The organism is Ruegeria sp. AG1, assembly GCF_056541705.1.
On record NZ_JBQFYU010000004.1, the window covers coordinates 70,537 to 84,111 of the forward strand.

Here is a 13,575-nt window from a genome sequence, read left to right on the forward strand (position 1 = left end):
CTCGCCACCACTTCTGCCGAGCCCCCAATGGGTGGAACTTCCACTCCTTCAGAATTCCGTTCACCTTTGTGTTTGCTTGGGGACAGACCGGTGAACGTAGAACAAGCTGAAACATTCGTATTTCACTATGTGATTCCTATTGGTGCTTTGATCTATGTCAATCAACTCGCGGTCGCCGGTCTGCGAGGCTGAATCCCAACCAACTGTCGTTTGCCGTCGAACTTAAAGGCAAAGCAAACATGTCAGGCGGTTTGAGATTTAGGGTGGAAGGCAATTCGCAATGCTCTGGAACCTGTTACCAGCACTGGGCGGCATCGGCCTGTTCCTTATCGGCATGCTGTTGATGACGGACGGTTTGAAGGCGTTGGCAGGGGCGCGACTGCGAGATATCTTGGGTCGGTTCACGTCGACACCGTTTACCGGGGCGATAACAGGCGCGGTCACGACAGCTGCGATCCAGTCTTCCAGCGCGACGACTGTCGCGGCCGTCGGATTTGTCGCGTCTGGCCTGCTCACCTTTCCCCAAGCGCTTGGGATCATCTTTGGGGCCAATATCGGAACGACCATGACAGGTTGGCTCGTCGCGCTCTTGGGGTTCAAGCTGGACTTGGGGCAAGTAATGTTGCCCGTTGTTTTTGTTGGGGCTTTGCTGGCGCTTTCAGGAAAAAAAGCGGTTGCCGGCCTTGGGCTGTCGTTGGCCGGGTTCAGCTTGATTTTCATTGGAATCGAACAACTCAAGTCCGGGCTTGACGCCTTTCGCGGCGTAGTTACCCCTGCCGATTTTCCGCCAGATACACTACTGGGCAGGCTGAAGCTTGTATTGATCGGTGTCGTTATCACGATGGTGACGCAGTCTTCGAGTGCTGGTGTAGCAACAGCGTTGGCTGCGTTAAGCGCGGGTGCCGTGAACTTCCCTCAAGCAGCGGCTCTCGTCATTGGAATGGATGTGGGGACAACTTTCACCGCTGTTCTGGCCACCTTGGGTGGGGGCACGATGGCGCGTCGAACCGGTTTTGCGCATGTGATCTACAATGTGATGACAGGAGTAATGGCATTTTTTCTGCTGGGGCCGTTTACTTCGGTCTTTGTAAGTGGGACGGGGGCCGGAAACTCACTGACTGCGCTTGTCGCGTTCCATAGTTTCTTCAACGCCATAGGCGTAGCGCTGATCTTGCCGTTCGCGAAACCCTTCGCCAGAATTATCGAGGCGCTCGTACCCGACAGGGGTGCTGACTTAACGCGATCTCTGGATCCGCTGGTTCTTGGGGTGCCGGAAATAGCGGTGGATGCAGCAAAAGCTTCAGTCGAACAAATTGTAAGGGCCGAAGTGGGGCACCTTCGGTCATGTATGGGGGCATCTCTGCCAAGCGGACCCGGCTATGGGCGGGACAGCATTGAGACAGCTGTTTCTGAGGCGCGCTCGTACCTAGACAAGATTGAACTGCCCAGCAGGTCCGAGGCAGAGATATCCAGCATCAAGGGTATGTACCATGTCCTCGACCATCTTGACCGGCTGCTTTACCGGTGTAGCCAAGATGATCGGATAAGCGAGTTACCGAAAGACCGGCGTTTGAAGCGGCTTGCTTCGGTGTTGATTGCAGCAACTGACGGCTATTTAGAGATCGACAATCCGGTGCAATGTGAAAACACGCTGAACCGTCTTCGCCGTTTTCTGCGGCGACAGAGGAAACTTCGCAGAGACTTGCTCATTTCCGACGCGGCAACTGACAATCTGCCGGACGACGTGGTTTGGGCTCGGCTGGATGCCCTCAGATGGTTACATCGCGTGTCTTATCACCTCTGGCGCATTCGTTGGCATTTGAACGCATTGGAAGGAGCGCCGTCTGGGCGCAGGGGTGGTGAGGTCAATGACGAACTGGCGTAGTTGGAGGCTAGCCTGGATTAGATTCGGCACTAGCTCAAACGTTCTTCGGCTGAAACGGCAATCTTCGTGCTTAAGCGTGCAACATGAGCAAGGTCAAAGAAGTTTCTTAAGGATGCGGTTTAATAAGATCTGCATCCGGGGCAGCAAATTGGAGGAGCATATGAAGATTGTTCGCGGGGTTTTACTGGCACTGTTCGTCACGGGACCTGTACTGGCGCAGGACGTCAGCGTCGACGAAGGGCGTGATTTGTACCGGACGTATTGCTGGCAATGTCACGGTTTCGAAGCGACCGGAGACGGGCCGATGGCGGAAATGATGGCTATTCGAACGCCCGACCTTACCAAATTAGCGGGCCAAAACGACAGTGTTTTTCCGACAGATCGCATAGCTGAACAGATTGATGGTCGATCCCAATTGCTCGCGCATGGGGGCGAAATGCCGATCTTTGGCGCGGTGTTTGAAACAGACCAACAAATCGCGGTGGCTTTGCCCAACGGGCAACGAATGATGGTTGGCCTGCCGTTGGCGAATTTGCTCGCCTTTTTGGACTCGATCCAAGCCGACTAGTCACGGACCAATCTGCTAGTCCGTATCAGCCGTGCGTCTGATTGACATGAGAGTCAGTGGCGGCCCCAACACTTCGAAGGCCACAGTGCTGGCAAGAGTAAAGGCCATGATGGACGATGCCCAGTTCGGAAATTGCTCTCCGGCAACGAGGGCCATTCCTACCGCGACACCAGCCTGTGGCAACAAAGCGGGGCCGTACCAGCGGGTCTGATGGCGAGGCAGGCCGCCCAGTCTCGCTCCGCAATACCCTCCTACAAGACGGGCCACGGCGCGTAAGATCAGGAAAAGAGCACCAGCCCAGCCCATAAAGCCGAAGGCTTCGATATCCAACGTGGCGCCAGCCAACAGGAAGAACAGGATCATGAATGGCCACTGAATGTGCTCGATCTCATGAAAAGCACGGTCGTGATGGCGGGCAAGATTCCCGATAACTGCGCCCGCAACCATGCCTGCTACCAAGAAGGAAACCTCCAGCCAAAGCGCGAGGCCCGCTGTCAGAAAGACTATGCCCACTGCTTCTGCCTGCATTGGCTCTCCCGGTTTTAAGCGGCCGGTCAGGTAAGCGGATGGCACGCCCAGTGCGGCACCCAAAAGAATCGCCCCTCCGAAATCCCACATTGCTGTGGTCGTGACGGTGGTCCAACCGTCCGAATGACCGGCCAGAACCAGGGCGATGCTGAAAACGATCAGACCCCAAGCGTCATCAATTGCGACGACGCCCTTTAGTGTCTCAGTGAAGCCGTTAGACACTCCAGATTGCTTGATCACGTCTGTCATGGCGGCCGGAGCTGTAGCCGTGGCAATTGCCGCCAGCACCAATGCCAGCCCGAAGGGTACGCCGATTGCGGTCAATCCAGCAGACACGATAACAAGAGTTGCAATCACGATTGAAATCGAAATCGTCAGAATGGCTCGGCCGTGCCGAACCAGGTTCTCGCGGGTCAAAGATCCTCCAAGAAGGAACGCGACCATCGTCAAGGCCACAATGGAAATCTCGTCGAACCACATTGCAACGTCGAGTGGGATCAACCCCAATCCGGCGTTCCCGGCGATCAGACCGAGGAACAGTAGAGTTGTCACACGAGGAAGATGCGTGGCCCGACCTACTTGGTCGGCCGCCAATCCGGCTAGAAAGAGGACGCCAAGAGTAATCAGAAAGCCGGCAATGTGCATAGAAATCCGAGCGTTAAGTTCTTGTTTAAACTACTCTAACCCCAACCCCGCCTTCTAGGAACCGATGTCGGAGAGAATGCGAGTGTCTTGTCGCAGCTTAAGCCGAAGACCCGAAAAATAAGGGATATTGATCTGTATTAAGGCGAAAGCGCGCCGCAAGTGGCACAATAACTCATTCAGGAAATGAGGAGGAACTTTCGATGCCGACAAAGAAATCCAACACAAATAGCCCGACCTCGCTATTGGAAGTTTTCAAGCAAATGCAGCCACCCATGTCTGGCAATCCGGCCTTCGGAGCCCAGATCGAACAATTTTGGGACGCGCAAGAAAAATTGCTCGAAGAAACAGAGGCCTTTGCGCAGCATTGGTTTGAACGGCGTCATGAAGCGGTCCGGACGGCTCTACAAGCTGCACGCAATGTGTCTTCGGCAAACCCGTCCGATCCATCGAAAGCCTTTCAGAGCATGGCAGAATGGCAGCGCCATTCGGCTGAGCGGTTGGTTGCTGACGCGCAGGAATGGTTCGAAACCGTGTCCCGTTGTGCGTCTTATGTCGCTGAAACCGAAGTTGAAGCTGTCGAGAAAACAGTTGGTGATGTTGCAGCCGCTACAAAGAGCGCGGGGAAATCTTCGAAGTCTGAGCCTGTGTAGGGTTCCTGCTGCCGAAAAACTAAACCGAAATCATCTGAGCAGTAGATAGGAGGTCAAATGTACAAGAATATCCTGATCCCGGTTGCTCTGGACAAAGAACACGACACTCAAGCGTCGTTTAAGGCGGCGCGCCAATTGGCTGATACCGACGCTGTTTTCACCGTTGTGCACGTACAAGAGCCTATTCCGGCGTACGTAGGGTCTCAGATTCCAAGCGAAGTGCTTGCAAACACGCGGCATGAGATACTGGAGAGCCTGCATCAGACTGCCTCTGAAATTCCAGACGCGAAGGTACAGCTCATCTCTGGACACGCGGGTAGGGCTATCGTTGACTTCGCAAATCAGAACGACGTTGATTGCATCGTCTTAGCGTCACACAAGCCAGGATTCGAGGACATATTTCTAGGTTCCACTGCGAACAGAGTCGTGCATCATGCCAAGTGTTCGGTTCACGTAATTCGGTGATCCAAAACTAGCGATGCGAGATTTTGTGGATTGGCCCCTTTCTTGCTGAGCCAAAATAAAGGTCTTGTCAGAGGAACTTGTCTTGAGTCGGGTGGGGGGCTTTCGCAGTCTCCTCTCGTGAAATGATGATTTTCCTTCAAGTACTTAAAGCCTAGACCGGAACTATCCGCTGGGCGGTGATGCGATTTGTTTTGTTTCTTATGTCGCTTCGTCGTGCAGAAGACCTGCTGCATGAGCGTGGCATCAAAGTCAGCCGCGAGATCGTTCGTTGCTGGTGGCACAGGTTTGGCCCAGTATTCGGGTCGGACATTCGGAGAAAACGGATCCAGCAGTTGCGGGCGAACGCGAAGTTCGCCGCCGTTCACTCCTTCGTCTACAATCATTTCAACTGGGGGCGATCTCTCACCGTCCAAGACACCATCCAGTTGACAAAATCTGCCGCTCCTAAGGAATGGAGCGAACTTGGCGTGGCAAAAAAGGCAGCTTTAGTGGCCTAAACGAGACCGCTTCGAAATTGTCCAACAGCACCACCAGTGCCATCGCAAGTTTCTTAGATACCCGTTTCCATCAAATCTGCGGAGTCGTTGATGCGCTCGCATCGGTTTGCGAGTTGCCTTGGTCAGCGGTCGTGTCGGACGGGCTGGATGGCGTCCTGTTTTCACCTTGGGTGGGCGTCGCAGTCTGGCTGTCAGGGGTTGAAACCGTCTGGTTTACATCAGTGTACTCAGGCGTCTGACGATCCGTCGTCGAGGGCTGTTCACTGCCTGATGACGCCCCCTGAGAGGTGTCGCTGCCCTGATCCCGATTGCCCGTTGGATGCTGTCGGATCTGAGGCGGATCGCGCGTTTCGGCATGCTGAATCGGTGTATTCACAACTGAACGCGCCGCGACCTGAGCCGCCGAGGGTTGCCGCGGCGCGCGCGTCTGCGCTGGAGCGTTGGGGTTCAAGCTGACGGCGCGAATGCGATTGACACTGTCGGCCGCTGCAAGCTGGTTCAGCGGCAAATAGTCCGAGTGGAAATGCAGTTCGACATCCGCGTTCATATTGACGTTCTGGTTCATTTCCTCGCTGCGGTGGCTTTGATTGGTATTCACGATCCCAATCGAATTGGTCATCGAGGCATTGACCGACCACGGACCAAACCCCACCGAACCGCCCATGGTCGAGGTGTGCTTCATCTCAAAGCGCCGCGCGCGGTTTTCCTCGGCTGCCGAACGCGCATCAATCGAAAAATTCATGCCAGCTTTGATCTTGCCGTGATCAATTACCAGACGGTTCATTCCAAGCGTCAGGAGCGAGGCGATCACCTTCTGCTTTTTCCGCGACAGATAGGCGCGAACGCGGCCCAATAGGCTCTCTTCGGGGTCTTCGGTGTCAAAGCCCTCGGCCTCATCGCCGGTCAGTTCCAACAACGCCGCGACCTCTTCCCGTGGTGGTCCGTCCCGCCCTTCGCGCAACCGCACGACAGTGGAACCGTTTTCCTCTTCGATGCCCCAGTCGTCTTGCGAAGTGCCCAGCTCATAGGCATCCGGGAACTGTTGCACCAGCCAGACCCGCGCCTGATCCGGCCCGGTGGCAGCCGGGCTATCGGCCGAGGCCGCCGTAACGCCCGAGATCATCTCGACATAAGCCTGTAGTTGCTGGGCATTTGCATCAATCAAACCTCGAAAAACTCCGTTCACGAGTTCGGTCACGAATCGAGGGAATGCAATTCCCTCTAAAGTGGCCTGCGCGATGTCCGAAAGCTGCCGATTGGCCGCCGGATCAAAGGGTTCGGACATGGCCGTCGCCAGCGGAGGATCAGGGCGGGGCGCGGTGGCGGCTTCCTCGCGCAGCAGCTCCAGCGAGGTTTCGGTCAGTTGAACAAGGTTTTGGGCCAGGCGTTTACGGTCCGGCTCGGGGATATTGGCGTAGGCGGGGTTCGACTCCAGCAAGCCACGCACGGCGGCGCGGACGCTATTGCGTTGTTCGGGGCGTGCGGTGTCAGAGACCATGGTTCATCGCCTCGGCATGGGACAGCAGGTCAAGCGTCGCCTCAAGCCAACGCGTGCCTTCGGTCAGAACAGGATCGGACCGATCAAGGCGCAGCTGCGAGACACCGCCCAAATCGCTCAACTGACTTGCCACCCATTCGATCAGGATCATGCCGGCCCGACCGCGCGCCAGATGCTGCCTTGCCGTTGCCGTCAAGGATGGATCGCGAAAACCGGGCCGACCATGGCCTGCAGACAGACTGGCCGAAACGGCATCCCAAAACCGCGCGCTGCCCAGGGCGGTCTGCAAGCTGCGATCCCCGAAGATGTCCGTTGCGCGCTGGATCAAAGCCAGGGCTTCGTCGGCAAGGTAGTGGGTCGCGCCGCCCGCATGGGCCAATAGCGTCATCGCCAAACTGTGGGCCGCGCGGGCAATCTCGCGCCGGGCCACATTTGGCGAAAGCTCGGTCGCAGACAAGGAGGCAAAGCGGTGCAACGCCTCGGCCAGCTGCAGCATGTCTTCGTCGAAAGCTCCGTTCACACCGCCTTGCATGGCAAAAGGAACCGCACCTTCGGGTGCGTTGCCAAACAGCCTGAGATAGGCGGCATATCGGTCATCGGAGGGCCTGCGCGTTTCGTATTCCCGGTGATGCGATATCAATTTTCTGGCAATCGGGCCGCGGGGCAGGCGCAGCCCTCCGGATGCGTAATAGCCCGCGACGCGCGACAAGGCGGCGGTGAGGCCGGTCATTTCGACCTCCATCGCGAAATAGAGTGGGGCGACGGCATGCAGGATCTCTCCGTCGCGCGCGTCGGCGATCTGAACGTCAGGCAAGACCGGCAGGTCGATCAGGGCAAGCGCAACCAGTGCAGGCGAGGACCGGCCAAGGCATTGCTGCGCGTAGGCGCCCAACTGATGGATGTGCTGAGCATCGCTGCGGTCGTCAGGATATGTGGCATGCGCGTTCATGCCCGCGTTCATCCTTGTGTGCTGGTCTGGTTCTGGTCAGTCGGCGGGGTCGTGGTTTCGGAATTGGCCAGATGGGGCGGTTGTTGCGGCATCGCATTGCCCTGAATGGCGGCCATCATCTCCGGTGTGGCGAGTTTCTCCATCGGCAGGAAATCCGATTTGAAATTCACCCGCACATCCCCCGAAAGCTGCGCCTTGAGCGCAGCCGAACTGGATGAGCTTTCATCCAGCGAAGATCCGACTGTGGTCATGTGGCTCTGCTCATTGACGTTCACCGACCCGCCGCCGATGCCAAAGAACCCGAACGCCGCCCCGCTGACGTTTTTGTTGCGAGAGCTTTGGCGGTCATAGAGCGACGCCTTCGACCTTCGTCGGGCGATATCCGAGGCGCGCATCCCGAACACCACCTTGGCGCGGATGGAGCCATCGGTCACCACGATCCTGCTGATGCCAAGTACCACCATGGAAGCAAGTAATTGCATTCGGCTTTTCGCCATCGCAAGCCGTGCGCCGCGCACAAGCTTGGCCTCGCTTTCGGGATCGGACACATCGGTGACCGGTTTGTCCAGCTCCAGATCGGTCGAAACCGTCGCAAGACGCCCTTCGACCTCTTCGCCGCGTGTGACGAGGCGGGGTTGGCCGCCACCGCCATCGTCAAACGAGAACTCGTCTCCGCCGACCGAGACGTCGAACAGGTCGGGATAGGTATCGGTCAGCCAGTCCCGGGCGTTGTTTTCGGTGATATTCTCGCGGGCGAAATCATCAACCGATTGTGAGACGCTTTTCAGCATCTCGGCATAGGCGCGCATTTGTTCGATCGACGAGGTGACGATCGCTTGAAAGACATTTTGGACAAGCCCACCCACGAATTGAGGAAAGTCAACCTTTCCAATGAGTTCCCCGAACTGCTCGGTGCCTTGGCGGATTGCGCCGCCCTCAAAATCCTCACCCGCAAACCCGTGGTCTCCTGAAGCGCGGCGCGAGGCATCACGGACCCCTCTGGTCGAGGGGCGTGTCCCGGATTGCGCCTGCGCCAGAGGTTCAGGCCGCGCCGGTGCGTCTTTTAACAACCCGTCCGGGTTTGCCATGTAGCTGCCCACCCGCACCATGTCATGCGCGATGGCCGCGCGTTCGTCGGGCGGCAAGGCCTGAAAGGCGGGCGACTGGCCAAGGATTTCACGGACCTTGATCCGCGTGGTGTCCAGCGTCTCGCGGTCTATCGGGGTGGCAGGTTGTGGGTGTTCCATGTGATGCCCCGCTTACTGTGTGGGCGTTGCGGGTTGAGGCTGACCTTGGGGCGCAGGTTGCTGAACGGCGGCGGTTCCGGGTGATCCGGCAACCGGTTGCGCCGCCTGCATCATTCCGGCGGCATCCTGGATCTGGTTCATCTGGATTGAATCCGCGATGCGGTTCAGATCGACCGTTTCGGATTTGAAGTTGATATCCACCGAGCCAGCCAGTTGCGCCTGTGTCTGCAACGCGGCGTTTGTCTGTTCGGTGGTCACGCTTTGCATCTCGATCACTGGCTCCTGCACGGATTGATAGTGACCCTTCGACCAGCGTTTGCCGCGATTATAGCTGGTTTCGCGATCCCTCCCGGAGCCGCTGGATTCGTAGCTCGTACCGTCATCGCCCCGGTCCCATGCCCCTCGGCGCGTGGTTTTCATCTGGTCGCCGTAGTCGAATTCCTGTGCCCGCTTTTTCATCCGCGACACGTCTTTCGACTTGAAGCTATACATCACCTTCGCACTGATCCGGCCATCGGTGATCACGATTTTCTGCAGCCCCATCAACATCATAGTGGCCAGAAGACGATGCCGGGACAGGGCAAGTTGCATCTGCGCAGCGGGTACGATGATCTGTTCCAACGTATCGCTGTCCAAGGCGCGCGGGGCCTGATCTCCGGTCAGGTTTAGATCACGCCCGACGCGTTCCGCAGCTTCGCGCTCATCAACGCCGTCCCGCAGGACAACGCGTGGCTCGCCGCCGCCCTCGCCAAAGAAATCCGCCTCGGTCGAGATATCGAACAGGTCAGGGAATTGATCGGTCAGATAGTCGCGCCCCTGATTGGCAGTGATGTTGTCGCGCTTGAACTCATCCACGGATTTCGAGACCGAGGCGACCATCTCGCCATAGGCCTGCATCTGTTTGATCGAGGCATCGACAATGGCGACATAGACGTTCTGGATCAGGCCGCCGACGAATTCGACGAAATTGACGGATTGCAGCAACGCACCCGCAACGGCGGCCCCTTCGCGGGCGGCGCCTGCGCGGAATTCGCCCTCGGGTGGCTCGGCAGAGGTGTGCTGAACGTTTGTGACCGGCACGCGTCCGGCCGCCGCTCCGGTATTCACGCCGCTTCGCCCACGGTTCATCGCCATGGCCGGAGCCATGGACTGCGCGGTGGCCATCGGGTCGGTCATGGCGCTGACAGGTGCGTCATCTCCGAGGAAGTGGAACACATTCACCGTGTCATAGGCGACACGTCTGCGTTCCTCCGGGGGTAGCGCCAGAAAGGCCGGGCTGCGCATCAGCATGTTCCTGACCTTGACCCGCGTTTCATTGAGCGAGGTGATGTCCTCGGGCTGCGGTGTATGGGCATGTGCTGGGACGGCTGGCGTTTGCGCGTTCATATCCTTCTCCAATCGGTTCCGTCCGCGATGCAGGCGGTAAGGCCTCAGGCGATCTCATCCGCGATCTCGAACCCCATGGGCCTGAGATGCAGGGAAACCTGTGCAGGTGCGGAGTTTTTCAGGTGGATCGACAGCACCGAGAAATCGCCGGGTGTCTGGGCCCCTTGCGGTGTGAATGCATCAATCCAGGTGTCGAGCGCGCGCAGGTGTCTGGGCCGTTCGGCCAGACCAAGGCGCAGAAGCTCGACAAAGCTGTCGGGTATTTCGGGGATCGCGGCCAGTAGCAGGTCCACGGTCAGCTCGGGGCCGTCCGGACCTGCGGTGATGCCGATCAGCACGCCGCCATCGGGGGCCTCGAACGCGCCGCCGAGGGCAAGGCCGAACAGCCGGGTCAGTTGCGCCATTTTGGCCTCAAGCCCAAGGCCCGAGAGCATCGGGCGCAGCGCCTCAATCTGTAGCGCCCCCATGACCCGGAAGGTCGCCCATTCCCGGCCACTGCGCTGGCGCACGGAAATGGTCGCGAACAGGGGTTGTAGCCTTGGGAAATACCCTCGCGCGGTTTCGATATACTGCTTCAGGGGTTGTGGAAGCTCGGCAAGTTGTTGGTTATTCAGCTCATAGTAGGCGCGCGAGTTATACAGCCCGTCGCGGTCCAAACTGCCGCCGAACCAGCCGCCAAAGCGCAGCCCGCCACCGCCCGAGGTGCCGCGGAAATCCTCGGATACGCGGTCGAACCAATAGAGGGCGTCACGCCCGAACATCGGCAAGATCCAGCGACGCACCTGGCGCGAGGCTTCGGCCCGTTTCATGGCTGCCGAGGCGCCGGGGTCCAACGGCTCCATCGTGAACCGCAGGCCATAGGGTTCGGTTTCGTTGAACGATGCCTCCAACGCGGGCACACCGGGGCTGAGCGAGTTGTGTCGGTACCGGTCGTCGCCGACCGACATGCTGAACGCGTCCTGAACGGCCCCGCCGATCAGACGCATCGGATTGGCGGTGCCAAGCCGGTGTGCCGCGTGGCTCAGGGTTTTGCCGACCTGATCGGAAACTAGAGGTCTCATGAGATCATCTCCTTCTCAGGGCTGGGCATTCAGTTCATGCGGCCGTTTGCGTAGTGCCCATTTGCGTGGCCCGACGGGTCGTCCTGATGGGAAAACCCGAACGCGCCCAGAATGTTCTGCGCGGCAGGCGGGATGCGAACCGGCGCGGTTTGCGTCACGGCAGAGGGCGACGCCCCAGATTTCACTTCGACGATATCCTCGGCCACGCCTTCTACGGCCAGCCATTGCTCGCAGGCTGTCAGCAGGTCGAAATCCGATGGGTCGTTGATCGCGTTTGATGCGGTGCGACGCGGCGGGTTCGAGATTTCCACCGGGTTCAACAGGATCGAGCCAACCTGGCTGAGCGCATCCGATTTCTTCTCGAGCCATGCGATGATCGTGGCACCGGCATTCGCCATGGTCCGGGCGCGGATCGTGTTGACGGGGCGTCCGAACTCCAGCGTCGAGATCTGGTCGATCACCTGCCACATATCGCGCGCACCGTAGAGGTGCTTGATCTCGGGCGACGACAACAGGTCGACATAGTTCGAGATATCTTTCTGCAACTCAGAGGCCACGAACCACGTGCCGCCATAGCAATAGAGCGACAGGTTGGCCGCCAGATCGAGGCCGGATTTCCGGATTTGCTCCTGACTGGGGACAAAGGATCCTTTGCTGGCGATCAGGGACTCGACCTGTTGCTTGCGGAACCAGTCCGAGACGGCCGAGACGAAGCGCAGCCAGAGGTCGTCGAAGTTGCGGAACAGGGCACCGGCGGCATCCGGGTCGCCTACGGCTGCGCCGAACACACGGGCAAAGTGGTTGCGGCGTTCATAGGCGGAGATGCGTTCCGGGGTCTGTCGGATGTAGCGATAGAGGAACTCGCTGACCGAGCTGCGTTCCAGCGGAACAGCACCGATCTGGAACAGTTCGGCCAGTTTATCAACGCAGTCGAAGACGCGGGCTTCGTCCATCATTGCAGCAAAATACAGCGCCTGCGCGGCTTCTAGATTGACCTGCTGCACCTCTTGCGCGGTGTGTTGTTCGAGGTCGGGAATGATGATCTCGGCCGTGGCGGTGACCTTTTCACGCGTAGGGGACAGCCGATCCTCGATCGCGGCACGGATGCGACCCTGCAGGCCGGGCATGCCGAATTCGACGCCCGAGGCAATCAGGTTGCGCGTTACGGCCAGCCAGTCCTTTGCCCTCAGCTGGCCGGTGGTGTTCACATCGGGGGCCTCGGCCATAACCTGAAGAACGGCGCGGAACAGGTCCAGATGACTGTTCACTTGCGCCACGGCCGAGGTCATGACCCGCCCGAACCGCGCGGTCGGTTTCTCAAGCTTGATGCCGGTGATGACACCGTTGTCGTTGAGGATCAGACTGCCGTCTTTAATGCCGGGCGTGACGATCCCCTCGGATTCGACGGCACCCCAGACAGCGGCGACCAGCAGGGCCTCGCGGGTGATGTCGTCAATCGACGCCTCGTCGATCATGCCGTCCTTCAGCCGTGGGAACGCTTTCGTCACCAGCACATTGGACAGTTCCTGGCGCAGCGTGACATAAGTGTTCTCAAGGGCGAAATTCGGCGGGTCCTCCAGAAGCTGCGTCAGAAGCTCAAGCGTCGCTTCCTCATCCTTGCTGAGGTTGGCGTTCTTTTCCTTGCGGGCCTGCAAGTCCTTCCACATCTTGTCCAGACGGCGCGTGTCGCGTCGTTCGGAGTCGCGGGCGTCAATGAATACGATGGGCATTTTCTGGTCTCCTTCATGGTTTGCGCCGTCGTCCTGGCCATTGTTCCGGCCATCCGAACCGCCATTCCCGGTCGACGCGTCATTCGGGCCTGAGCTGGAATCTTCACTTGCGGGGTCGACAAAAGCCTCGCGTTTGCCGAGCTGTGTGGTGATCATGTAGGCGACAACGACCCGGAACTTGTCCCGGTTCGACGTGCCATAGCCTGCCAGAACCGTGCTGATCTGTTCGGGCAGGCCGTCGTCGTCCTCGGCCAGGTCCAGACGTTTCATCAGGCTTGCCGACAGGCGCGCCATCTCGTCGGGGTCGGTTGTGCTGACCCGTGCGTTGTCGGCTATGTAGTTGTTCGGACCCTGCCATTTGGTGATGGCGGCTAGCAGAGGCTCATCCACAGTGACCCGGAAAATGTCGGTCAGATGCGCGCGGTATCGGGCGACTGCCTTGTCAAATTTCGAACCTTCCATTTTC

Annotated in this window: 11 protein-coding genes and 1 pseudogene; 5 read left to right on the plus strand and 7 right to left on the minus strand. The window is 58.7% G+C overall.

What is annotated here, in order from left to right:
* The first annotated feature begins 280 nt into the window (after positions 1–280).
* Positions 281–1,885 carry a Na/Pi cotransporter family protein gene (locus ACR0B5_RS06785; RefSeq protein ID WP_480539418.1) on the plus strand — a complete coding sequence of 535 codons (1,605 nt, stop codon included), beginning with the start codon at positions 281–283 and terminating at the stop codon, positions 1,883–1,885.
* Between the two features lie 160 nt (positions 1,886–2,045).
* Positions 2,046–2,453: a c-type cytochrome gene (locus tag ACR0B5_RS06790; RefSeq protein ID WP_480539420.1), complete on the plus strand. Its 408-nt coding sequence runs from the start codon at positions 2,046–2,048 to the stop codon at positions 2,451–2,453.
* Positions 2,454–2,468: 15 nt separating this feature from the next.
* Here ACR0B5_RS06790 and ACR0B5_RS06795 read toward each other — a convergent pair whose 3' ends face one another.
* The gene (locus tag ACR0B5_RS06795) at positions 2,469–3,626 is read right to left on the minus strand and encodes a cation:proton antiporter (protein WP_480539422.1); all 1,158 of its coding nucleotides are present in this window, start codon (positions 3,624–3,626) and stop codon (positions 2,469–2,471) included.
* Positions 3,627–3,826: 200 nt separating this feature from the next.
* Between ACR0B5_RS06795 and ACR0B5_RS06800 the strand changes: the two genes are divergently transcribed.
* From ACR0B5_RS06800 to ACR0B5_RS06810, 3 genes and pseudogenes are all read left to right on the plus strand, one after another.
* Positions 3,827–4,276, plus strand: a complete 450-nt coding sequence (locus ACR0B5_RS06800; RefSeq protein WP_480539424.1) for a phasin family protein — start codon at positions 3,827–3,829, stop codon at positions 4,274–4,276.
* Between the two features lie 57 nt (positions 4,277–4,333).
* Positions 4,334–4,741, plus strand: a complete 408-nt coding sequence (locus ACR0B5_RS06805; protein ID WP_480539426.1) for a universal stress protein — start codon at positions 4,334–4,336, stop codon at positions 4,739–4,741.
* 135 nt (positions 4,742–4,876) lie between these two features.
* Positions 4,877–5,085 (plus strand): annotated as a pseudogene (locus tag ACR0B5_RS06810) (IS6 family transposase); the annotation flags it as partial.
* Positions 5,086–5,308: 223 nt separating this feature from the next.
* Here the strand turns inward: ACR0B5_RS06810 and ACR0B5_RS06815 are convergent.
* The 6 genes from ACR0B5_RS06815 to ACR0B5_RS06840 are packed head-to-tail and all read right to left on the minus strand — an operon-like array spanning position 5,309 to position 13,571.
* Positions 5,309–6,736 (minus strand): hypothetical protein, encoded by a 1,428-nt coding sequence (locus tag ACR0B5_RS06815; RefSeq protein WP_480539428.1) that lies wholly within the window; start codon positions 6,734–6,736, stop codon positions 5,309–5,311.
* Positions 6,726–7,685, minus strand: coding sequence for a hypothetical protein (locus ACR0B5_RS06820; protein WP_480539430.1), 960 nt, complete (start codon positions 7,683–7,685; stop codon positions 6,726–6,728). The genes ACR0B5_RS06815 and ACR0B5_RS06820 overlap by 11 nt, the downstream gene beginning before the upstream one ends.
* A gap of 8 nt (positions 7,686–7,693) precedes the next feature.
* Complete coding sequence (locus ACR0B5_RS06825; RefSeq protein WP_480539432.1) at positions 7,694–8,932, minus strand: hypothetical protein; 1,239 nt, start codon at positions 8,930–8,932, stop codon at positions 7,694–7,696.
* Between the two features lie 12 nt (positions 8,933–8,944).
* Positions 8,945–10,318 carry a hypothetical protein gene (locus ACR0B5_RS06830; protein ID WP_480539434.1) on the minus strand — a complete coding sequence of 458 codons (1,374 nt, stop codon included), beginning with the start codon at positions 10,316–10,318 and terminating at the stop codon, positions 8,945–8,947.
* A 44-nt stretch (positions 10,319–10,362) separates the two neighbouring features.
* Positions 10,363–11,379 carry a hypothetical protein gene (locus ACR0B5_RS06835; protein WP_480539436.1) on the minus strand — a complete coding sequence of 339 codons (1,017 nt, stop codon included), beginning with the start codon at positions 11,377–11,379 and terminating at the stop codon, positions 10,363–10,365.
* Positions 11,380–11,408: 29 nt separating this feature from the next.
* A complete protein-coding gene (locus ACR0B5_RS06840; protein WP_480539438.1) occupies positions 11,409–13,571 on the minus strand; it encodes a DUF2853 family protein in 2,163 nt (720 codons plus the stop codon).
* Positions 13,572–13,575: the final 4 nt, after the last annotated feature.

Bases quoted from the DNA above. Each gene is read 5' to 3' on its own strand.
- ACR0B5_RS06785 (WP_480539418.1), top strand. From the start codon at position 281: ATGCTCTGGAACCTGTTACCAGCACTGGGCGGCATCGGCCTGTTCCTT.
- ACR0B5_RS06790 (WP_480539420.1), top strand. From the start codon at position 2,046: ATGAAGATTGTTCGCGGGGTTTTACTGGCACTGTTCGTCACGGGACCT.
- ACR0B5_RS06795 (WP_480539422.1), bottom strand. From the start codon at position 3,626: ATGCACATTGCCGGCTTTCTGATTACTCTTGGCGTCCTCTTTCTAGCC.
- ACR0B5_RS06800 (WP_480539424.1), top strand. From the start codon at position 3,827: ATGCCGACAAAGAAATCCAACACAAATAGCCCGACCTCGCTATTGGAA.
- ACR0B5_RS06805 (WP_480539426.1), top strand. From the start codon at position 4,334: ATGTACAAGAATATCCTGATCCCGGTTGCTCTGGACAAAGAACACGAC.
- ACR0B5_RS06815 (WP_480539428.1), bottom strand. From the start codon at position 6,736: ATGGTCTCTGACACCGCACGCCCCGAACAACGCAATAGCGTCCGCGCC.
- ACR0B5_RS06820 (WP_480539430.1), bottom strand. From the start codon at position 7,685: ATGAACGCGCATGCCACATATCCTGACGACCGCAGCGATGCTCAGCAC.
- ACR0B5_RS06825 (WP_480539432.1), bottom strand. From the start codon at position 8,932: ATGGAACACCCACAACCTGCCACCCCGATAGACCGCGAGACGCTGGAC.
- ACR0B5_RS06830 (WP_480539434.1), bottom strand. From the start codon at position 10,318: ATGAACGCGCAAACGCCAGCCGTCCCAGCACATGCCCATACACCGCAG.
- ACR0B5_RS06835 (WP_480539436.1), bottom strand. From the start codon at position 11,379: ATGAGACCTCTAGTTTCCGATCAGGTCGGCAAAACCCTGAGCCACGCG.
- ACR0B5_RS06840 (WP_480539438.1), bottom strand. From the start codon at position 13,571: ATGGAAGGTTCGAAATTTGACAAGGCAGTCGCCCGATACCGCGCGCAT.